The sequence below is a fragment of the Streptomyces liliiviolaceus genome (assembly GCF_018070025.1).
Lineage (GTDB): Bacteria > Actinomycetota > Actinomycetes > Streptomycetales > Streptomycetaceae > Streptomyces > Streptomyces liliiviolaceus.
Genome location: NZ_JAGPYQ010000001.1, coordinates 2,186,657 through 2,206,951, shown reverse-complemented (window position 1 = coordinate 2,206,951; position 20,295 = coordinate 2,186,657). Strand labels below are relative to the sequence as shown.

The 20,295-nt window shown below is 67.4% G+C and carries 16 protein-coding genes and 1 tRNA gene; 2 read left to right on the top strand and 15 right to left on the bottom strand.

Going from position 1 to position 20,295, the window contains the following annotated elements:
- The 13 genes from rpsL to J8N05_RS09690 form a co-directional block, all read right to left on the bottom strand.
- Nucleotides 1–372 (bottom strand): 30S ribosomal protein S12, encoded by a 372-nt coding sequence (gene rpsL, locus J8N05_RS09750; RefSeq protein ID WP_003948652.1) that lies wholly within the window; start codon nt 370–372, stop codon nt 1–3.
- Nucleotides 373–663: 291 nt separating this feature from the next.
- Nucleotides 664–1,218 carry a DUF1707 and DUF4190 domain-containing protein gene (locus J8N05_RS09745; RefSeq protein ID WP_247706217.1) on the bottom strand — a complete coding sequence of 185 codons (555 nt, stop codon included), beginning with the start codon at nt 1,216–1,218 and terminating at the stop codon, nt 664–666.
- Nucleotides 1,219–1,423: 205 nt separating this feature from the next.
- Nucleotides 1,424–5,323, bottom strand: coding sequence for a DNA-directed RNA polymerase subunit beta' (locus J8N05_RS09740; RefSeq protein ID WP_210882027.1), 3,900 nt, complete (start codon nt 5,321–5,323; stop codon nt 1,424–1,426).
- A gap of 101 nt (nt 5,324–5,424) precedes the next feature.
- Complete coding sequence (gene rpoB / locus J8N05_RS09735; protein ID WP_210882026.1) at nt 5,425–8,910, bottom strand: DNA-directed RNA polymerase subunit beta; 3,486 nt, start codon at nt 8,908–8,910, stop codon at nt 5,425–5,427.
- Nucleotides 8,911–9,534: 624 nt separating this feature from the next.
- Nucleotides 9,535–9,915 carry a 50S ribosomal protein L7/L12 gene (rplL, locus tag J8N05_RS09730; RefSeq protein ID WP_107020986.1) on the bottom strand — a complete coding sequence of 127 codons (381 nt, stop codon included), beginning with the start codon at nt 9,913–9,915 and terminating at the stop codon, nt 9,535–9,537.
- Nucleotides 9,916–10,025: 110 nt separating this feature from the next.
- On the bottom strand, nt 10,026–10,556 hold the full coding sequence (gene rplJ, locus J8N05_RS09725) for a 50S ribosomal protein L10 (RefSeq protein WP_210882025.1): 531 nt from the start codon (nt 10,554–10,556) through the stop codon (nt 10,026–10,028).
- Between the two features lie 287 nt (nt 10,557–10,843).
- Nucleotides 10,844–11,701 (bottom strand): LolA-like protein, encoded by an 858-nt coding sequence (locus tag J8N05_RS09720; protein ID WP_210882024.1) that lies wholly within the window; start codon nt 11,699–11,701, stop codon nt 10,844–10,846.
- A gap of 184 nt (nt 11,702–11,885) precedes the next feature.
- Nucleotides 11,886–12,806: a hypothetical protein gene (locus tag J8N05_RS09715; RefSeq protein WP_210882023.1), complete on the bottom strand. Its 921-nt coding sequence runs from the start codon at nt 12,804–12,806 to the stop codon at nt 11,886–11,888.
- A 168-nt stretch (nt 12,807–12,974) separates the two neighbouring features.
- On the bottom strand, nt 12,975–13,700 hold the full coding sequence (gene rplA / locus J8N05_RS09710; RefSeq protein ID WP_210882022.1) for a 50S ribosomal protein L1: 726 nt from the start codon (nt 13,698–13,700) through the stop codon (nt 12,975–12,977).
- 76 nt (nt 13,701–13,776) lie between these two features.
- Nucleotides 13,777–14,211, bottom strand: coding sequence for a 50S ribosomal protein L11 (rplK, locus tag J8N05_RS09705; protein WP_107020981.1), 435 nt, complete (start codon nt 14,209–14,211; stop codon nt 13,777–13,779).
- Between the two features lie 169 nt (nt 14,212–14,380).
- Nucleotides 14,381–15,244 (bottom strand): transcription termination/antitermination protein NusG, encoded by an 864-nt coding sequence (nusG, locus tag J8N05_RS09700; protein ID WP_210882021.1) that lies wholly within the window; start codon nt 15,242–15,244, stop codon nt 14,381–14,383.
- A gap of 77 nt (nt 15,245–15,321) precedes the next feature.
- Nucleotides 15,322–15,609 carry a preprotein translocase subunit SecE gene (gene secE, locus J8N05_RS09695; protein WP_055610500.1) on the bottom strand — a complete coding sequence of 96 codons (288 nt, stop codon included), beginning with the start codon at nt 15,607–15,609 and terminating at the stop codon, nt 15,322–15,324.
- 109 nt (nt 15,610–15,718) lie between these two features.
- Nucleotides 15,719–15,791 (bottom strand) — tRNA-Trp (locus J8N05_RS09690).
- Between the two features lie 226 nt (nt 15,792–16,017).
- Here J8N05_RS09690 and J8N05_RS09685 point away from each other — a divergent pair.
- Nucleotides 16,018–17,244 carry a pyridoxal phosphate-dependent aminotransferase gene (locus J8N05_RS09685; protein WP_210882020.1) on the top strand — a complete coding sequence of 409 codons (1,227 nt, stop codon included), beginning with the start codon at nt 16,018–16,020 and terminating at the stop codon, nt 17,242–17,244.
- A 153-nt stretch (nt 17,245–17,397) separates the two neighbouring features.
- Nucleotides 17,398–18,426: an adenosine deaminase gene (locus J8N05_RS09680; protein WP_210882019.1), complete on the top strand. Its 1,029-nt coding sequence runs from the start codon at nt 17,398–17,400 to the stop codon at nt 18,424–18,426.
- On the opposite strand, the gene J8N05_RS09675 is transcribed toward J8N05_RS09680, so the two are convergent.
- A complete protein-coding gene (locus tag J8N05_RS09675; RefSeq protein ID WP_210882018.1) occupies nt 18,371–19,090 on the bottom strand; it encodes a hypothetical protein in 720 nt (239 codons plus the stop codon). The genes J8N05_RS09680 and J8N05_RS09675 overlap by 56 nt on opposite strands.
- Nucleotides 19,091–19,153: 63 nt before the next feature.
- Nucleotides 19,154–20,209 (bottom strand): UDP-N-acetylmuramate dehydrogenase, encoded by a 1,056-nt coding sequence (locus J8N05_RS09670; protein ID WP_210882017.1) that lies wholly within the window; start codon nt 20,207–20,209, stop codon nt 19,154–19,156.
- Nucleotides 20,210–20,295: the final 86 nt, after the last annotated feature.

The window sequence follows — 20,295 nt, the reverse complement described above, 5'->3', positions numbered from 1 at the left end:
CTACTTCTCCTTCTTGGCGCCGTAGCGGCTGCGGGCCTGCTTGCGGTTCTTGACACCCTGGGTGTCGAGAGAACCACGGATGATCTTGTAACGAACACCGGGCAGGTCCTTCACACGGCCGCCGCGCACGAGCACGATCGAGTGCTCCTGCAGGTTGTGTCCCTCACCCGGAATGTAAGCAGTGACCTCGATCCCGCTGGTCAGACGCACACGCGCGACCTTACGCAGGGCCGAGTTCGGCTTCTTCGGGGTGGTCGTGAACACACGCGTGCAGACGCCGCGACGCTGGGGCGAACCCTCAAGTGCGGGCGTCTTGTTCTTCTCGACCTTGTCCTGCCGGCCCTTCCGGACCAGCTGCTGGATCGTAGGCACTACTTCTCCGGTTTCTGTGTGCCGAATGGTGAAGCTAACCTGGAACACCGCCGACCCACGCGGTCGGGTGTGTCGAACACTGCAGATTCCCGCCGCGAAGCGGGAGGGGCGCAGATTGCGGTGGCCGGTGATGGCTCCCCTAGTGCGGTTGAAGGCACGCACGGAAGCCAGGGCACACCCCAGGCACAAGGTCTGAGCGTACCTACCTCATAGGCTGCGGTCAAAACAAATGGACCGCACTAGCATCCCTGAGCGGACCATGCCAAGACCCGGCCCTCTTCACGATCTTGGTCAGGACGTCACCACGGCGACGAACAGCAAGGTCACCAGCAGCGCCCAGCCCACGGTGGACAGCCACCCGAAGACCAGTCCCGTGAGCGCGAGACCTTCACCACCCTCGCCCGTGTGCCGCATCTCGGAGCGGGCGCTGTGGCCCAGGATCACCGCCGGAATCCCGGTGAGCCCGACGGTCACCAGACAGAGCACCCCGCAGATCGCCGACCCGACGGCCTTCTCGTTCGTCTTCGGCGGCACGGAGACGGGCAGGAACGTCCGTGGCACGGGCCCAGAGACCGCCGGAAGCGGTACGGGCCCCTGCGGAAGGTCGGACACCAGCAGGGCCAGCTCACCCACCGTACGGGCCGCGTAGGCCCGCGCCACCCGCTTCTCGAACTCGGGCTGCTGCATCCGCCCCTCGCCGAACCCCGCTCTGAGGACGTCCACGGCCCGCTCCCGGTCGGCGGTGGACGCGAGCATCGAGTGGCCGGCGGCCTGCTGCTCATGCCAGGGACGCGGCTGATTCCACCCCTGCCCCTGCCCCGGCTGCCACGGCGACGGATACGACACGGGAGCACCTCCCCCGACGACTGGGTCTCCACGGATCTCCATCATGCTCCAACGCGGCAATACGGGCACAGGTTCCCGCACCACTCATGTCAGGAATTCCCGACGGCGCGAAGAGGGGGCGGCCGGCCCGGGAACGCCGAAGGGCGGCCACCCCGGAAGGTGACCGCCCTCTGACTCGATCAGGCGCCCTGTTCAGGCGACCCGCCTACTGGTTGTACGGACCGTAGTCGTAGTCCTCCAGCGGAACGGCCTGGCCGGAGCCCGTGCCGAACGGCGAGTAGTCGATGTCGTCGTAGCCGACGGCCGAGTACATCGCGGCCTTGGCCTCCTCGGTCGGCTCGACCCGGATGTTGCGGTAGCGGGACAGGCCCGTACCGGCCGGGATGAGCTTACCGATGATGACGTTCTCCTTGAGGCCGATCAGGGAGTCGGACTTGGCGTTGATCGCCGCGTCCGTCAGAACCCTGGTCGTCTCCTGGAAGGACGCCGCCGACAGCCACGACTCGGTGGCGAGCGAGGCCTTGGTGATACCCATCAGCTGCGGACGGCCGGAGGCCGGGTGGCCGCCTTCCTGCACCACACGACGGTTCTCGGTCTCGAACTTCGACCGCTCGACGAGCTCGCCGGGCAGCAGCTCCGCGTCGCCCGACTCGATGATCGTCACACGGCGCAGCATCTGCCGGATGATGATCTCGATGTGCTTGTCGTGGATCGACACGCCCTGCGAGTTGTAGACCCGCTGGACCTCTCCGACCAGGTGGACCTGGACGGCACGCTGACCCAGGATGCGCAGCACGTCGTGCGGGTTGGTGGCACCCACGGTGAGCTTCTGGCCCACCTCGACGTGCTCGCCCTCGCTGACCAGGAGTCGGGCACGCTTCGAGATCGGGAACGCCGTCTCGTCGCTGCCGTCGTCCGGGGTGACGACGAGCTTCTTGGTCTTCTCGGTCTCCTCGATCCGCACGCGGCCGGAGGCCTCGGAGATCGGGGCGACACCCTTCGGCGTACGAGCCTCGAAGAGCTCGACGACACGGGGCAGACCCTGGGTGATGTCGTCACCGGCCACACCACCGGTGTGGAAGGTACGCATCGTCAGCTGCGTGCCGGGCTCACCGATGGACTGGGCGGCGATGATGCCGACCGCCTCACCGATGTCGACCAGCTTGCCGGTGGCCAGCGAACGGCCGTAGCACATGGCGCAGGTACCCACGGCGGACTCGCAGGTCAGGACCGAGCGGGTCTTGACCTCCTTGATGCCGTGCTTGACGAGTTCGTCGATGAGGACGTCGCCGAGGTCGGTGTTGGCCGGGGCCAGCACCCGCCCGTCGACGGTGATGTCCTCGGCCAGCGCACGTGCGTACACGCTGGTCTCGACGTTCTCCGCCTTGCGCAGCACGCCGTCGGCGCCCACCTCGGCGATCTCCAGGCGCAGACCGCGGTCGGTGCCGCAGTCCTCCTCGCGGATGATGACGTCCTGCGAGACGTCCACCAGACGACGGGTGAGGTAACCCGAGTCGGCGGTACGCAGGGCGGTGTCCGCCAGACCCTTACGGGCACCGTGCGTGGAGATGAAGTACTCCAGCACGGACAGGCCCTCACGGAAGGACGCCTTGATGGGACGGGGGATCGTCTCGTTCTTGGCGTTCGACACCAGACCACGCATACCCGCGATCTGACGCATCTGCATCATGTTTCCGCGAGCACCGGAGTTCACCATCATCGAGACCGGGTTGGTCTTCGGGAAGTTCGCGTTCATCGCCTCGGCGACCTCGTTGGTCGCCTTGGTCCAGATCGCGATGAGCTCCTGCGTGCGCTCGTCCTTGGTGATCAGACCGCGCTCGTACTGCTTCTGGACCTTCTCGTCCTGGTCCTCGTAGCCCTTGACGATCGCGCGCTTCGCGTCGGGAACGACGATGTCGGAAATGGCCACGGTGACGCCGGAACGGGTCGCCCAGAAGAAGCCGGCCGCCTTCAGGTTGTCGAGCGTCGCCGCCACGATGACCTTGGGGTAGCGCTCGGCGAGGTCGTTGACGATCTCGGAGAGCTGCTTCTTGCCGACCTCGTAGTCGACGAACGGGTAGTCCTCGGGCAGCAGCTCGTTGAAGAGCGCGCGGCCCAGGGTGGTGTTCAGGCGGAAGGTGTCACCCTGCTGCCACTCCGGCTCGCCCTCCTCGCGCGCCGGCGGGGTCCAGCCGCGCGGCGGGATGGTGCCCACCGGGAAGCGGATGTCCACGCGCGACTGCAGCGAGAGCTCGCCGGCGTCGAACGCCATGGTCGCCTCGGCCGAGGAGCCGAAGGACCGGCCCTCGCCCTTGACGTTGCGCAGCTCGCCGTCGGTGGTGAGGAAGAACAGACCGAGGACCATGTCCTGGGTCGGCATCGTCACCGGACGGCCGTCGGCGGGCTTGAGGATGTTGTTCGAGGACAGCATCAGGATGCGGGCCTCGGCCTGCGCCTCCGCGGAGAGCGGCAGGTGCACGGCCATCTGGTCACCGTCGAAGTCCGCGTTGAACGCGGTGCAGACGAGCGGGTGGATCTGGATGGCCTTGCCCTCGACCAGCTGCGGCTCGAAGGCCTGGATGCCGAGGCGGTGCAGGGTGGGCGCACGGTTCAGCAGAACCGGGTGCTCGGCGATGACCTCTTCGAGGACGTCGTACACGACCGTGCGGCCGCGCTCCACCATGCGCTTCGCCGACTTGATGTTCTGCGCGTGGTTGAGGTCCACCAGGCGCTTCATCACGAACGGCTTGAAGAGCTCCAGCGCCATCGCCTTCGGCAGACCGCACTGGTGCAGCTTGAGCTGCGGACCGACGACGATCACGGAACGCGCGGAGTAGTCCACGCGCTTGCCGAGGAGGTTCTGACGGAAACGACCCTGCTTGCCCTTGAGCATGTCGCTCAGGGACTTCAGCGGGCGGTTGCCGGGACCGGTGACCGGGCGACCACGACGACCGTTGTCGAAGAGGGCGTCCACGGCCTCCTGGAGCATGCGCTTCTCGTTGTTCACGATGATCTCGGGCGCGCCGAGGTCGAGAAGCCGCTTCAGACGGTTGTTGCGGTTGATCACACGGCGGTACAGGTCGTTCAGGTCGGAGGTCGCGAAGCGGCCACCGTCCAGCTGCACCATCGGGCGGAGGTCCGGCGGGATGACCGGCACGCAGTCGAGCACCATGCCCTTGGGGCTGTTGCTGGTCTGCAGGAACGCGGAGACGACCTTGAGGCGCTTGAGCGCACGGGTCTTCTTCTGGCCCTTGCCGGTACGGATGATCTCGCGCAGGCGCTCGGCCTCTTCGTCGAGGTCGAAGGACTCCAGGCGCTTCTGCAGCGCCGCGGCACCCATCGATCCGTCGAAGTACGTGCCGAAGCGGTCGCGCAGTTCGCGGTAGAGCAGCTCGTCACCTTCGAGGTCCTGGACCTTGAGGTTCTTGAAGCGGGTCCACACCTCGTCGAGACGGTCGATCTCGCGCTGCGCACGGTCGCGCAGCTGCTTCATCTCGCGCTCGGCGCCTTCGCGCACCTTGCGGCGCACATCGGCCTTGGCACCCTCGGCCTCAAGCTCGGCCAGGTCGGTCTCAAGCTTCTTGGCGCGGGCTTCGAGGTCGGAGTCGCGACGGTTCTCGACCTGCTGACGCTCGACGGAGACGTGCGCCTCCAGCGAGGGCAGGTCACGCGTACGACGCTCGTCGTCGACGTACGTGATCATGTACGCGGCGAAGTAGATGACCTTTTCGAGGTCCTTCGGGGCGAGGTCGAGCAGGTAGCCCAGCCGCGACGGAACGCCCTTGAAGTACCAGATGTGGGTGACGGGAGCGGCCAGCTCGATGTGGCCCATCCGCTCACGACGCACCTTGGCGCGAGTGACCTCGACGCCGCAGCGCTCGCAGATGATGCCCTTGAAGCGGACGCGCTTGTACTTACCGCAGTAGCACTCCCAGTCCCGGGTCGGACCGAAGATCTTCTCGCAGAAGAGTCCGTCCTTTTCGGGCTTGAGGGTGCGGTAGTTGATGGTCTCCGGCTTCTTGACCTCACCGTGGGACCACTGACGGATGTCGTCAGCGGTGGCAAGGCCGATCCGCAGCTCGTCGAAGAAGTTGACGTCGAGCACTTGTCGTCAATCCCTCTTTCGGGGTCGATTCTTCACTGGTCTGACTGGGGTCCGGGGTTGGTTAGCCGGGGCTCGTGTTCAGCGAGCCCCGGCCAGACCCGTCAGACCTCTTCGACGCTGCTCGGCTCGCGCCGGGACAGGTCGATACCGAGCTCCTCCGCGGCGCGGAAGACGTCCTCGTCCGTGTCGCGCATCTCGATGGACATGCCGTCCGAGGACAGCACCTCCACGTTGAGGCAGAGCGACTGCATTTCCTTGATGAGCACCTTGAAGGACTCGGGAATGCCGGGCTCAGGAATGTTCTCGCCCTTGACGATGGCCTCGTAGACCTTCACGCGGCCGGTCACGTCGTCGGACTTGATGGTCAGCAGTTCCTGGAGGGCGTAGGCGGCGCCGTAAGCCTCCAGCGCCCACACCTCCATCTCACCGAATCGCTGGCCACCGAACTGGGCCTTACCACCCAGCGGCTGCTGGGTGATCATCGAGTACGGACCGGTCGAGCGGGCGTGCAGCTTGTCGTCGACCAGGTGGTGGAGCTTGAGGATGTACATGTAGCCGACCGAGACCGGCTCCGGGAACGGCTCGCCGGAGCGGCCGTCGAACAGCGGCGCCTTACCGGTCGGGAGCACCATGCGTGAGCCGTCGCGGTTCGGGATCGTGTGCTGCAGCAGACCGGCCAGCTCGTCCTCACGCGCACCGTCGAAGACGGGGGTGGCGACGTTGGTACCGGGCTCCACCTTGTCGGCCTCGATGGCCTGGAGGCGCTGCGCCCACTCCTCGCCGAGCCCGGAGACGTCCCAGCCGCGGCTGGCGAGCCAGCCGAGGTGGATCTCCAGGACCTGTCCCGGGTTCATTCGGGACGGGACACCCAGCGGGTTGAGGATGATGTCGACCGGCGTGCCGTCCTCAAGGAAGGGCATGTCCTCGATCGGAAGGATCTTGGAGATGACACCCTTGTTGCCGTGCCGGCCGGCGAGCTTGTCGCCGTCCGTGATCTTGCGCTTCTGCGCCACGTAGACACGAACCAGCTGGTTCACGCCCGGCGGCAGCTCGTCGCCCTCTTCACGGTCGAAGACGCGGACGCCGATGACCTTGCCGATCTCGCCGTGCGGCACCTTCAGCGAGGTGTCGCGCACCTCGCGCGCCTTCTCGCCGAAGATCGCGCGGAGCAGGCGCTCCTCCGGGGTCAGCTCGGTCTCACCCTTGGGCGTGACCTTGCCGACCAGGATGTCACCGGCGACGACCTCGGCACCGATGCGGATGATGCCGCGCTCGTCGAGGTCGGCGAGGACCTCCTCGGAGACGTTCGGGATGTCCCGGGTGATCTCCTCGGGGCCGAGCTTGGTGTCACGGGCGTCGACCTCGTGCTCCTCGATGTGGATCGAGGAGAGGACGTCGTCCTGCACGAGGCGCTGCGACAGGATGATCGCGTCCTCGTAGTTGTGACCCTCCCACGGCATGAAGGCGACGAGCAGGTTCTTGCCCAGCGCCATCTCGCCTTCCTGGGTGGCCGGGCCGTCGGCGAGCACCTGGTGCTCGATGACCCGGTCGCCCTCGTTGACGACGACCTTCTGGTTGACCGAGGTCCCCTGGTTGGAGCGGGAGAACTTGGCCACCCGGTAGGTGGTGTAGGTGCCGTCGTCGTTGGCCACCGTGACGTAGTCCGCGGAGACCTCCTGGACCACACCCGACTTCTCGGCCTTGATGACGTCACCGGCGTCGACGGCGCAGCGGTACTCCATGCCCGTACCGACGAGGGGGGCCTCGGCGGTGATGAGCGGCACGGCCTGGCGCATCATGTTCGCGCCCATGAGGGCACGGTTGGCGTCGTCGTGCTCCAGGAACGGGATCATCGCGGTCGCGACGGACACCATCTGGCGCGGCGAGACGTCCATGTAGTCGACGTCGTCACCGGGGACGTAGTCGACCTCTCCGCCACGGCGGCGGACCAGGACACGGGCCTCGTTGAACCGCATGTCGTCGTTGAGCACGGCGTTGGCCTGCGCGATGACGAAGCGGTCCTCCTCGTCGGCGGTCAGGTAGTCGACCTCGTCGGTGACGACACCGTCGGTGACCCGGCGGTAGGGCGTCTCGACGAAGCCGAACGCGTTGACCCGGCCGTAGGAGGCGAGCGAGCCGATCAGGCCGATGTTCGGGCCTTCGGGGGTCTCGATCGGACACATGCGGCCGTAGTGCGAGGGGTGCACGTCACGGACCTCGAAGCCGGCCCGCTCACGGGAGAGACCACCCGGGCCAAGAGCCGACAGACGGCGCTTGTGGGTGAGACCCGACAGCGGGTTGTTCTGGTCCATGAACTGCGACAGCTGGCTGGTGCCGAAGAACTCCTTGATGGAGGCGACGACCGGCCGGATGTTGATCAGGGTCTGCGGCGTGATCGCCTCGACGTCCTGGGTCGTCATGCGCTCGCGGACGACTCGCTCCATACGCGCCAGACCCGTACGGACCTGGTTCTGGATGAGCTCGCCCACGTTGCGCAGACGGCGGTTGCCGAAGTGGTCGATGTCGTCGGTCTCGACGACGATCGAGGTGCCGTTGTTCCCGACGGTCTCGGTCTCACCGGCGTGCAGCTTCACCAGGTACTTGATCGACGAGATGATGTCCTCGACGGTCAGGATCCCGGCGTCGAGCGGGGCTTCGCCGCCCAGCTTCTTGTTGACCTTGTAGCGGCCGACCTTCGCGAGGTCGTAGCGCTTGGGGTTGAAGTAGAGGTTCTCCAGCAGCGTCTGCGCGGCCTCACGGGTCGGCGGCTCGCCCGGACGCAGCTTGCGGTAGATGTCGAGCAGCGCGTCGTCCTGGCCCTGGGTGTGGTCCTTCTCCAGGGTGGCGCGCATGGATTCGTACTCGCCGAACTCCTCAAGGATCTGCTCGGTCGTCCAACCGAGAGCCTTGAGCAGGACGGTGACGGACTGCTTGCGCTTGCGGTCGATGCGGACACCGACCATGTCGCGCTTGTCGATCTCCATCTCCAGCCAGGCACCCCGGGACGGGATGACCTTCGCGGAGAAGATGTCCTTGTCGGACGTCTTGTCGATGGAGGAGTCGAAGTAGACACCCGGCGAACGGACCAGCTGCGACACCACGACACGCTCGGTGCCGTTGATGACGAAGGTGCCCTTGTTCGTCATGAGCGGGAAATCACCCATGAAGACGGTCTGGGACTTGATCTCGCCGGTCTCGTTGTTGGTGAACTCGGCGGTGACGAAGAGCGGCGCGGCGAACGTGAAGTCGCGCTCCTTGCACTCGTCGATCGAGTTCTTGGGAGGCTCGAAGCGGTGGTCGCGGAACGTCAGGGACATCGACCCTGAGAAGTCCTCGATCGGGGAGATCTCCTCGAAGATCTCCTCCAGACCGGACTTCGTGGGGACGTCCTGTCCACTGTCCAGAGCCGCCTCGACACGAGCCTTCCACGCGTCGTTGCCGAGCAGCCAGTCAAAGCTTTCGGTCTGCAGCGCAAGAAGGTTCGGAACCTCAAGGGGCTCCTTGATCTTTGCAAAGGAGATGCGCAGCGGGGCGGTGCTGGCGCCGTTGTTCGTATTCGCGGTCGAGGCAGTGCGCGAGGCGGCCAAGAGGGGGTCCTTCCGAGGGCTCGGACTCACTACGCGCGTACCGGTCCCAAGCGGGGCACCAGGAAGAACGTCTCCCGATCTAGTCGAATACGACCAGGTCGGAGTCGGTTCCATCCACGATGCTCAAGCGAGGGTATGCCCCTGGTGACGGGCAGGAGGCAGCTAACAGGCAGCGCAAAGGGTCAGTGTAGCCACTAGGCCCACTGATGTCCAGTGCGGGTTTTTGAAGACCCTCGTTGTTCTCAACCCCTGCTGCAAGCCACGCCCTCGATGCACATCGATACTGCCCTCTTCGCCGCCGATCCATGCCTCGGATCCGGATCGTTGTGACGACGCGTCCTGAGAATTGCGCGCTGCGTGCGGTTCGTCAAGGCCCCCCAAGCCCGAACCGGGTGCTGCCACCGTCACTTGCAACCTGTCTTGCAGCCCGTCACGGGCGGCTGGAGGCACGAACGAAGATCACCATACTCGTCGCGACCTACAGCGCAAGGCAGTCGCCGCACGGCCCCCTCGAACGCCGAAGAGCGACCACCCAGTTGGGTGATCGCTCTTCGGTGCGTCAGCGTTACACCGCTACGAAAGCGGCTCTACGCGGCTCGCAGGAGTCCTGGCGGACTCGTCGGGTCACTTGACCTCGACGGAGGCGCCGGCGCCCTTGAGGGACTCGGCAGCCTTCTCGGCGGCAGCCTTGTCGACCTTCTCCAGGACGGGCTTCGGAGCGCCGTCGACGAGGTCCTTGGCCTCCTTCAGACCCAGCGAGGTGAGCTCACGCACGACCTTGATGACCTGGATCTTCTTCTCGCCGGCACCCGTGAGGATGACGTCGAACTCGTCCTGCTCGGCCTCGGCCTCGGCCGGGGCGGCAGCGGCGGCGGGGCCGGCGGCGACCGCGGCGGCGGCGGTGACGTCGAACTTCTCCTCGAAGGCCTTCACGAACTCGGAGAGCTCGATGAGGGTGAGGTTCTCGAACTGCGCGAGCAGCTCTTCCTGGGACAGCTTCGCCATGATGGCGTCCTTCCACTCATTCGGCAGGTGCCGGGATGTACTGGTGAGGCGGGCGTACGTTCGGCCCGCTGCGACCGTCGCCTCAGGCGGCGGTCATTGCGCGAGCCGAGTTACTCGGCACCGCCCTGCTCTTCGAGCTTGACGCGAAGCGCCTCCGCGGTGCGGACGAACTTCGACGGGAGCGCCTGGAAGAGGGTGGCAGCCTGGGACTGCTTGCCCTTCATGGCACCCGCCAGCTTGGCGAGCAGAACCTCGCGGGACTCAAGGTCCGCAAGCTTCTTGATCTCGTCGGCGGACAGCGCCTTACCGTCAAGGACACCGCCCTTGATGACGAGGTTCGGGTTGTCCTTGGCGAAGTCACGAAGACCCTTCGCCGACGTCACCGGGTCACCGGAGATGAAGGCAACCGCCGTCGGACCGTTGAACAGGTCGTCGAGCGTGGAGATCCCGGCCTCGTTGGCCGCGATCTTGGTCAGCGTGTTCTTCACCACGGCGTACTGGGCGTCTTCACCGAGCGAACGACGCAGCGTCTTGAGCTGCGCCACGGTGAGACCCCGGTACTCGGTCAGCACAGCGGCGTTCGAGCTGCGGAACTGGTCCGCGAGCTCGGCTACCGCGGCAGCCTTGTCGGGCCTTGCCATAAGCGTGGCCTCCTTCCGGGTGATGAGGACCGCTCAGAAGGAGACTGGGAAAACGAAACGCCCCGGCGCAGGCGCACGGGGCGTGGCTCTACCAGACGGAATCCGTACGAAGTACGGGACTGTCCGGGAGCTCATCCACAGTCACCTGCGCGGGTCGTCCGCAATTCAGCGGATCCTTCGGTCACCGCGTCCTCTGACGAGAGCACAGCAACGACCAGCGGTCTTTGGCTTCTGTGGAAGGTTACGTGAACGGGGCGCTGTCAAGCAAATCGCGCCCTCCGGGGCCGTCAGCCCTCCAGGTCGCCCATCATCTCGGCCAGGTCCATGACGTCCTTGGCCGGCGGGGCCTCGACGGTCACGGGCTTGTTGTAGTCGAGGAAGGTGATGGTCATGTCGAGCTTGCCCTTGTCGGCGTCGCCCTGCATGCGGAACTGCTTGGTGTGGTCCTCGCCGTCGACCCACATGTCCATCGTGAGCGCGTCCAGGCCCAGCTTCTCGTACTGCTCAAGGCTCTTCTCCCGCTTCTCGCGGGTGGCCTTGCTCTCGGTCTTGAGGGACTTGCGGAACTCGTCGAGGGTGACCGTGCCCTTGTAGTGGGTGGTCTCGACGCCCTCGACCTTCTCGGTGCCGACCTTCTTCACGTCCTTGGAGCCGGTGAGGAAGGTGGACTCCTGCGCCGGGTTCTTGTCGGCCGTCCCGGCGCCCGGGGCCCCGCCGCCGCCCAGTGCGTCGTCACCCAGCGTGGACATGTCGAACTTGATCCAGCTCTTGCCGTCCATCTCCTTGGCCGCCGCGGCGCCCCCGCCGATGTACATCGCCTTGTCGACCAGACGGATCTCGGCGTTGCCGTCCTTCCCCTGGTCCAGGGCGGTCATCTTCATGCTCATGGCGAGGTCGGGCTTCATGCGCATCTGGGCCTCGGCCTTGATGCGCCCCTCCTCCGGGGTCCTGCCCGTCATCCGGTAGCTGAGGGAGGTGATGTCCTCCGTCTTCTTCGCCGCCTTGGCGACGGCCGCGGCGGGAGTCATCTCGGGGGACTCCTCGTCCCCCTTGGAACAGCCGACGGCACCCCCACCGAGGACGAGCGCGGCGACGACCGCGCCCGTCGCCCTGTTGCGTGCAGACGTGCGCACAGAAAGCTTCATGGTTCCCCCCAAGGAACAAATGAGCGACTCACAGACAAGCCGCGAGCGTATCCCAGCGTGGTTCAGGCAGTCCTCTGAGTTCTCACGTGCCCTGTGTGACGCCTGTGACGCCTGTGACTTCCAGGAGAGGGTGGAACCGGAGGCCGGAGGGAGTGTCCGGGCGGCTTCAGCCCGCCGACCGGCTTCAGCCCGCCGGCTGGCTCCGCATCAGGTCCTTGAAGTCCGCGGTGTCGCCCGCCGCGGGCTCCTCGGCCGCGACCTCGACGCCGTAGTCGCTGTAGTACGCCGTCGAGGACATCGAGCCGGTCGCCAGCTCGCCCTTCTCGGCCTTCTTGACCAGCAGGTCCTTGTCGTTCACCCAGATGTCGATGGTCTCGGTGGTCACCCCGGCCTGCTCCAACTGGCTCTTGAGATCGGCCAGTTGGCTCGCGGAGAGGGAGGAGTTCCGGCCCGCGAGATCCGCGACGTCGACCGTGCCCGAGTAGTGCGTGGTGTCCTCGCCGCGCACCTTCTCCTCGCCGACCTTCTCGACGTCCCCGGAGGCCAGCAGCAGCTTCACCGACTGGTTCGGCGTGGTGTTCTGCATCTGGTCCTTCATGTACGCGCCCGATCCGCCGGCGAGCTTCGCCAGGTCGTCGTAGTCGTACTTGATCCAGTGCTTGCCGCCGGACTGCGCGGCGAACTTGTCGCCCATCTTCGCGTAGTAGGCGTCCGGCAGATACCGGGCCTCCATGGAGGTGGTTCCCAGCTGGCGCATCTGGTCGGCCATCGTGCCGCCGGTGTACGTGATCGTCAGCTTGCCGGTGAGTCCGTCGGCCCAGCCGAGGGCGCCGTCCGCCTCCATCGACATCATCGTGCCCATGGTCGTGGTGGACTCGACCTTGGCGGAGTCCGCGCCGTCGGTGCTCTTCTCCACGGAACGAAGGGCCACGATCGCGTCCGTACGGGTCCTGGCCTCGCCGGCGCCCTTGCCCGCGCCCGCCGAACCCTCGCTGTCCCCTCCGGAGTCCCCGTCGGAGTCGGAGCCGCTACAGGCCGCGGCTCCGGTCAGGGCGGCGGCCACCGCTATCGAGACGGCCACCCGGCGCACGATCGAGCTCATCATTCGTCCCCCTATGCGATTCCTGTGCCCCGCACGCTAGCGCAGGCCACCGACATCCGACCCGGGAACGGTCACCGGGCGCCGGACACAAAGACGGGCCCCGCACCTCGAAAGGTTGCGGGGCCCGTCCTGAAATCGCGTCTGCGACGCGGCTACCGGTGAGCGTCAGGCTCAGACGGCGGCCGGGTCCTCCTCGACGAGGAGGTTGCGGGTGCGGTTCGAGTCGACAGTGATGCCGGGGCCGATCGTGGTGCTGATCGTGGCCTTCTTGATGTAGCGACCCTTGGCGGCCGACGGCTTCAGACGAAGGATCTCGTCGAGCGCGGCGCCGTAGTTCTCCACCAGCTGCGTGTCGTCGAACGACGCCTTGCCGATGATGAAGTGCAGGTTCGAGTGCTTGTCGACGCGGAACTCGATCTTGCCGCCCTTGATCTCGGTCACGGCCTTGGCCACGTCCGGGGTCACGGTGCCCGTCTTCGGGTTCGGCATCAGACCACGCGGGCCGAGGACACGGCCCAGGCGGCCGACCTTGCCCATGAGGTCCGGGGTGGCGACGACGGCGTCGAAGTCCAGACGCCCCTTCGCGACCTCGTCGATGAGTTCGTCGGAGCCGACGATGTCGGCGCCGGCGGCAGTCGCGGCCTCGGCACGGTCACCGGTCGCGAAGACCAGGACCCGGGCGGTCTTGCCGGTGCCGTGCGGGAGGTTCACGGTGCCGCGGACCATCTGGTCGGCCTTGCGCGGGTCGACACCCAGACGGAAGGCGACCTCGACGGTGCCGTCGAACTTGGAGGTGGAGGTCTCCTTGGCGAGACGGACGGCTTCGAGCGGGGCGTACAGCTTCTCCCGGTCGATCTTGGCGTCCGCAGCGCGGAGAGACTTGCTGCGCTTGCTCACTACTGCTCCTGTGTGCTCTGAGGAGTCGTGGTAGGGGCCGAGCAGGCCCTGCCACGGTGTTCTACAAGGGTGGGGATCAGCCCTCGACCGTGATGCCCATGGAACGGGCGGTGCCGGCGATGATCTTCGACGCGGCGTCCAGGTCGTTGGCGTTCAGGTCGGCCAGCTTGGTCGTGGCGATCTCGCGGACCTGGGCCTGCGTGATCTTGGCGACCTTGGTCTTGTGCGGCTCGCCCGAGCCCTTCTCGACACCGGCGGCCTTGAGGATCATCTTCGCGGCCGGCGGGGTCTTGGTGATGAAGGTGAAGGAGCGGTCTTCGTAGACCGTGATCTCCACCGGGATGACCCAGCCGCGCTGCGACTCGGTCGCCGCGTTGTAGGCCTTGCAGAACTCCATGATGTTGACGCCGTGCTGGCCCAGTGCGGGGCCGACCGGCGGCGCCGGGTTGGCCGCACCGGCCTGGATCTGGAGCTTGATGAGCCCCGTGACCTTCTTCTTCTTGGGAGGCATTGCTCTCTCCGGGTCCTAGTGAGAGTTTCCGGCCATCCATCCGGATCATCCGGATGGAGGCATACCGCACAACGATAACGGGTATCGGTGCGCAGCCTGAAACCGAGCAGGTCAGACGGGCTGCGAGAGCCTGTCTGACCTGGTCGGAAGCGTACGGTCCGAAAGAACGTCAGTTCTTCTGGATCTGGTCGAAGCTGAGCTCCACCGGAGTCTCGCGGCCGAAGATCTCGACGAGGCCCTTGACCTTCTTCGAGTCGGCGTTGATCTCGTTGATGGTCGCCTGCAGCGTCGCGAACGGGCCGTCGGTGACGGTGACCGAGTCGCCCACCTCGAAGTCCAGCACCTGGACCTCAAGCTTGCGGGACGGCGCCGGCTTGCCCTCGGCCTCGGCGGCCTCGCGGGCGGCCTTCTCCTCGGCCTCGGGGGCGAGCATCTTGACGATCTCGTCCAGCGTCAGCGGGTACGGGTCGTAGGCGTTGCCCACGAAGCCGGTGACGCCGGGGGTGTTGCGGACGACACCCCAGGACTCGTTCGTCAGATCCATGCGCACCAGCACGTAGCCGGGGAGCTTGTTCTGCTTGATGGTCTTGCGCTCGCCGTTCTTGATCTGCGCGACCTCTTCTTGCGGCACCTCGGCCGCGAAGATGAAGTCCTCGACGTTCAGCGAGACGGCACGCTGTTCGAGGTTGGTCTTCACGCGGTTCTCGTAACCGGCGTACGTGTGGATGACGTACCACTCGCCGGGCAGCGAACGGAGTTCCTCACGCAGGGCGGTGACGGGGTCGACCGGCTCGGCCTCCTCCGCCTCCTCCTCGTCGGTGGCGTCCTCGTCGGCCGCGGCGTCGGCGGACTCGCCCTCGGCGTCCTCGCCGGACTCGTCCTCGACCTGCAGCGCGGCCTCTTCGGCGGGCTTGCCCGCCGCGGCGTCGGCAGCCTCGACCTCGTCCTCGACGTCCGCGCCCTCGACGATGTCGAGTTCGTCGTCACGGGACTCGACCGACTCGACGGCATCGTTCAGGTTCGGGTCAGACACGGTGGCTGCTTCTTCCTGGATCATGGGGGTGGAACACGCGAAAGCGGGCGCCGGGTACGGCGCCCTTCGCGCTTGGCCTAGCCGAAGACGTACTTGGCGGCCTTGTCGAGTCCGAAGTCAATCACAGTCACCAGACCGATCATGATGACAACGAACACAATCACCACTGTGGTGTACGTCGTCAGCTGATTGCGGGTCGGCCAGACAACCTTGCGGAGCTCCGCGACGATCTGGCGGTAGAAGAGGGCGAGGCGCTTCAGCGGGCCCTTCTTGGCACGCTTGCCACCCTTGCGGCCCTTCTTCTGGGACTCCGGCGCCTCATCCTGGGCATCAGGCATGTCGATGGAGCCCACGGCGTCCGTCACTCGTCCTCACCTGATTCCGGGTCGTGGCCGTGCCGCGCCCGGTGTGAGCCGCACGGCGGTGCAATGCAGTACGTACATGCGCACACATCCTGGTGAAAGGAGTGTGTAGCAGGGCCGGAGGGACTTGAACCCCCAACCGCTGGTTTTGGAGACCAGTGCTCTACCAATTGAGCTACGACCCTTTGCTTCCCCCACAACGTACCGCATCCGCCCGGGTGCTCGGAGTGCACCGGAAGAGTGCGGCCGGTGAAGGCCAACGAGGTGAGAGTGTACGTGGTCGGCGGCCGGTCGTCGAACAGAAAGTGTCCGTACGGACTTTGTGCGTACCCGGCCCCGGGTCCGTCCGGCGCTGCCCAGTCTGTGAAACCAGTGTGCCGGGGACGTTTCCGGTCTGAAACGATGGGTCCCATGAGCGCTGCAATCCCTCCCACCGAGCGCCGGGTCTCCGCCCGAGTCGGCGCGATCTCCGAGTCCGCCACCCTCGCCGTGGACGCCAAGGCCAAGGCCCTCAAGGCCGCCGGACGTCCGGTGATCGGCTTCGGCGCCGGTGAGCCCGACTTCCCGACCCCGGACTACGTCGTCGAGGCCGCCATCGAGGCATGCAAGAACCCGAAGTACCACCGCTACACGCCGGCCGGCGGCCTTCCTGAGCTGAAGGCGGCGATCGTCGCCAAGACGCTGCGTGACTCCCACTACGAGGTGGACGCCTCCCAGGTCCTGGTGACCAACGGCGGCAAGCAGGCCATCTACGAGGCGTTCGCCGCGATCCTCGACCCGGGCGACGAGGTCATCGTCCCGGCCCCCTACTGGACGACGTACCCCGAGTCGATCCGTCTCGCCGGCGGTGTCCCGGTGGACGTCGTCGCGGACGAGACGACCGGCTACCGCGTCTCGGTCGAGCAGCTGGAGGCGGCCCGTACGGAGAAGACCAAGGTCGTCCTCTTCGTGTCGCCCTCCAACCCGACCGGCGCCGTCTACAGCGCCGAGGACACCGAGGCCATCGGCCGCTGGGCCGTCGAGCACGGCCTGTGGGTGATGACGGACGAGATCTACGAGCACCTGGTCTACGGGGACGCGAAGTTCACCTCGCTGCCGGCGGTACTTCCCGAGCTGCGCGACAAGTGCATCGTGGTCAACGGCGTGGCGAAGACGTACGCGATGACCGGCTGGCGGGTCGGGTGGGTCATCGGCCCCAAGGACGTGGTGAAGGCCGCGACCAACCTGCAGTCCCATGCCACGTCGAACGTGTCGAACGTGGCCCAGGCCGCCGCGATCGCCGCCGTCTCGGGCGACCTGACGGCCGTCGCCGAGATGCGCGAGGCCTTCGACCGCCGCCGCAGGACGATCGTGCGCATGCTCAACGAGATCGACGGCGTGCTCTGCCCGGAGCCCGAGGGCGCGTTCTACGCGTACCCCTCGGTGAAGGCGCTCCTCGGCAAGGAGATCCGCGGCAAGCGCCCGCAGACCTCCGTCGAGCTGGCCGCGCTGATCCTGGAGGAGGCCGAGGTCGCGGTCGTCCCGGGCGAGGCCTTCGGCACGCCGGGCTATCTGCGGCTGTCGTACGCGCTGGGTGACGAGGACCTCGTCGAGGGCGTCTCGCGGATCCAGAAGCTCCTGGCGGAGGCCAAGGCCTGAACCCGCGCACGACAGTAAGTACTGAATCCGCTCACGTCAGCGGGTGGGGCGAGCCGCTTCCCTCCGGGGAGGCGGCTCGTTTCTTCGTGCGAGCAAGACCACGTTCAGGGAAAGCGCTACCGATACGGCGCCGGCGTGCGGCAGGATCCTTGAATGGAGCACGTACGTAAGGTCTCTGAGCTGCCCAAGGCTCATCTGCACCTGCATTTCACCGGTTCGATGCGGCACACCACCCTGCTGGAACTGGCCGACAAGCACGGAATCCATCTGCCCGAGGCGCTGACGAGCGGCGAGCCGCCCAAGCTGCGGGCGACGGACGAGCGCGGCTGGTTCCGCTTCCAGCGTCTGTACGACGCGGCGCGCTCATGCCTCAGAGATCCCGAGGACATCCAGCGGCTCGTGCGCGAGGCCGCCGAGGAGGACCTGAGGGACGGCTCGGGGTGGCTGGAGATCCAGGTCGACCCCACGTCGTACGCCCCTCGTCTGGGCGGTCTGATCCCCGCCCTGGAGATCATCCTGGACGCGGTGGACACGGCCTCGCGCGAGACCGGGCTCGGTATGCGGGTCCTGGTCGCCGCGAACCGGATGAAGCACCCGCTGGACGCCCGCACGCTGGCCCGGCTGGCCGTGCGGTACGCGGACCGCGGCATCGTCGGGTTCGGGCTCTCCAACGACGAGCGGCGGGGCATGGCGCGGGACTTCGACCGGGCCTTCGCGATCGCCCGGGAGGGCGGGCTGCTGGCCGCGCCGCACGGCGGCGAGCTGACGGGCCCCGCGTCCGTCCGCGACTGCCTGGACGATCTGCACGCCTCGCGGATCGGGCACGGGGTGCGGGCCGCCGAGGACCCGCGGCTGCTGAAGCGGCTCGCGGACCGCGGCATCACCTGCGAGGTCTGCCCGGCCTCGAACGTCGCCCTGGGGGTCTACGAGAAGCCGGAGGACGTCCCCCTGCGCACGCTCTTCGAGGCGGGCGTGCCCATGGCGCTCGGTGCGGACGACCCGCTGCTGTTCGGCTCCCGGCTGGCCGCCCAGTACGACATCGCGCGCCGCCACCACGGCTTCACGGACGCCGAACTGGCCGAACTGGCACGGCAGTCGGTACGCGCCTCGGCGGCGCCGCCCGACATCAGGGAGAAGCTGCTGTCCGGGGTCGACGACTGGCTGAGCGCCCCGGCCGCCTGAAGTGGGAGAGGGGCGGGTACGCCTGGAAGCCGATGTCGAGCTCCGGCCCCCGCCCCCGGGTCAGCGGCAGATGCGGGGTGAGCGTGGTGACCAGCACGTCGTGTCCCTTGGCCGCCCTCTTGCCGAGCGGGCCGAACCCTGCCGCCAGTTCCAGGTGGACGGACGCCGAGGCGAAGGTGTCCCGGGCGCCGAAGAGGAACAGCGTCCGGGCGTGCGTCGCGGGACGGATCCTGTCGACCGGGGCCAGCCGGTCCCAGCGCCGGTCCCAGCGCGCCTGCCAGGCGGCGGCGTGACGGGCGGTCCGCTGTTCGTCGGTGCGGACGGTGCCCGGGGTGCCCCGGGTCAACCCGCGGCGCAGCGCGGGCCAGACGGACGGCCGCAGGCCCAGGGTCCGGTGGACGAGGACCAGGTCCACCGGCACCCCGGGCGCGTACTGCCGGGGGACGCCGTCGCGCAGCGGGACGTGGACGACCGTGTGCGGGGAGTGCGCGGCGAACGAGAACAGCGCGGCGAGGCGGGAGAGCCCGTCGTGGTCCCCGACCAGATATCCCCACTCCCGTAGGGGGTCGCTGAGTGTGGTGTGCCGCAGGGCGGGGCTCGGCTGGACGACCCGGAACGCGTACCGGCCGGCTCGCGGCGCGAACTCGGTGACCCTCAGCCGCACGGGAGTTCTCTCATGGCCCCAGGGTGACCGCCTCTCACGGCCGCCGACAAGCGGAATACCGTCTCAGAGGCTGACGCCCACCGTCACCGGTTCGTTGACGAGCGTGATCCCGAAGGCGTCGTGGACGCCCGCGACGACCTCGCGGGCGAGCGCGAGCAGGTCCTCCGTGGTGGCCCCGCCGCGGTTGGTGAGGGCCAGGGTGTGCTTGGTGGAGATACGGGCCGGGCCGGTGCCGTACCCCTTGGTGAAGCCCGACTTGTCGATCAGCCAGGCCGCGGAGGTCTTGGTGTGCTCGTCGTCCGCGGGGTAAGCGGGCGGGACCACTCCGTCGCCCAGGCGCTCGGCCACGCGCGCGTGGAACGCGGCGAACTCCTCACGCGTGAGGATCGGGTTGGTGAAGAACGAGCCGGCCGACCAGGTGTCGTGGTCCTCGGGGTCGAGGACCATGCCCTTCCCGGAGCGCAGCTTCAGGACGGTCTCGCGGGCCGCGTCCACGGGCACGCGGTCGCCGGGGTCGACACCGAGCATGCGAGCCGTCTCGGCGTACCTCAGCGGCGCGGACAGCCCCGCCGCGTCCTCCAGCTCGAAACGGACCCGCAGCACGACGAACCGCTCGGGATCGCCCTTGAACCGGCTGTGCCGGTACGAGAAGGCGCACTCGGCGTTGGACATGGTGACCGTCTCGCGGCTCTCGCGGTCGTAGGCGACCACTTCGGTGATCGTCGACGACACTTCCTGCCCGTACGCGCCCACGTTCTGGATCGGTGTCGCACCGGCGGAGCCCGGGATTCCGGCGAGGCACTCGATGCCCGCGAGACGGGCCTCGACGGTCCGGGCGACCGCGTCGGTCCACACCTCGCCGGCGGCCAGCTCCAGCTTCGTACCGTCCAGGTCGAAGCCGCGGGTGGCGATGCGCAGGGCGGTGCCCGCGAAGCCCTTGTCGCCGATGACCAGGTTGGATCCGCCGCCGATCAGCAGCAGCGGCGTACCGGAGTCGTCGGCCTCGCGGACGGCGGCGATGACCTCGTCGTCGGTGGTCGCGGTGATCAGCCGGTCGGCAGGACCACCGAGCCGGAAGGTGGTCAGCGGGGCGAGGGCGGTGTCGTGGAGTTCCTGCACGTCCCCAGAGTACGAGAACGGCCCCGCCGGTTCCGGCGGGGCCGTTCTCAAGAGTGCGGGCACCTGAGGTCGCACTGAGTCTGCGG

Excerpts from the sequence above, each read along its gene's own strand:
- rplK (WP_107020981.1), bottom strand. The coding sequence starts at position 14,211 with ATGCCTCCCAAGAAGAAGAAGGTCACGGGGCTCATCAAGCTCCAGATC.
- J8N05_RS09685 (WP_210882020.1), top strand. The coding sequence starts at position 16,018 with ATGAGCGCTGCAATCCCTCCCACCGAGCGCCGGGTCTCCGCCCGAGTC.
- rplJ (WP_210882025.1), bottom strand. The coding sequence starts at position 10,556 with ATGGCAAGGCCCGACAAGGCTGCCGCGGTAGCCGAGCTCGCGGACCAG.
- rplL (WP_107020986.1), bottom strand. The coding sequence starts at position 9,915 with ATGGCGAAGCTGTCCCAGGAAGAGCTGCTCGCGCAGTTCGAGAACCTC.
- J8N05_RS09720 (WP_210882024.1), bottom strand. The coding sequence starts at position 11,701 with ATGAAGCTTTCTGTGCGCACGTCTGCACGCAACAGGGCGACGGGCGCG.
- J8N05_RS09680 (WP_210882019.1), top strand. The coding sequence starts at position 17,398 with ATGGAGCACGTACGTAAGGTCTCTGAGCTGCCCAAGGCTCATCTGCAC.
- J8N05_RS09715 (WP_210882023.1), bottom strand. The coding sequence starts at position 12,806 with ATGATGAGCTCGATCGTGCGCCGGGTGGCCGTCTCGATAGCGGTGGCC.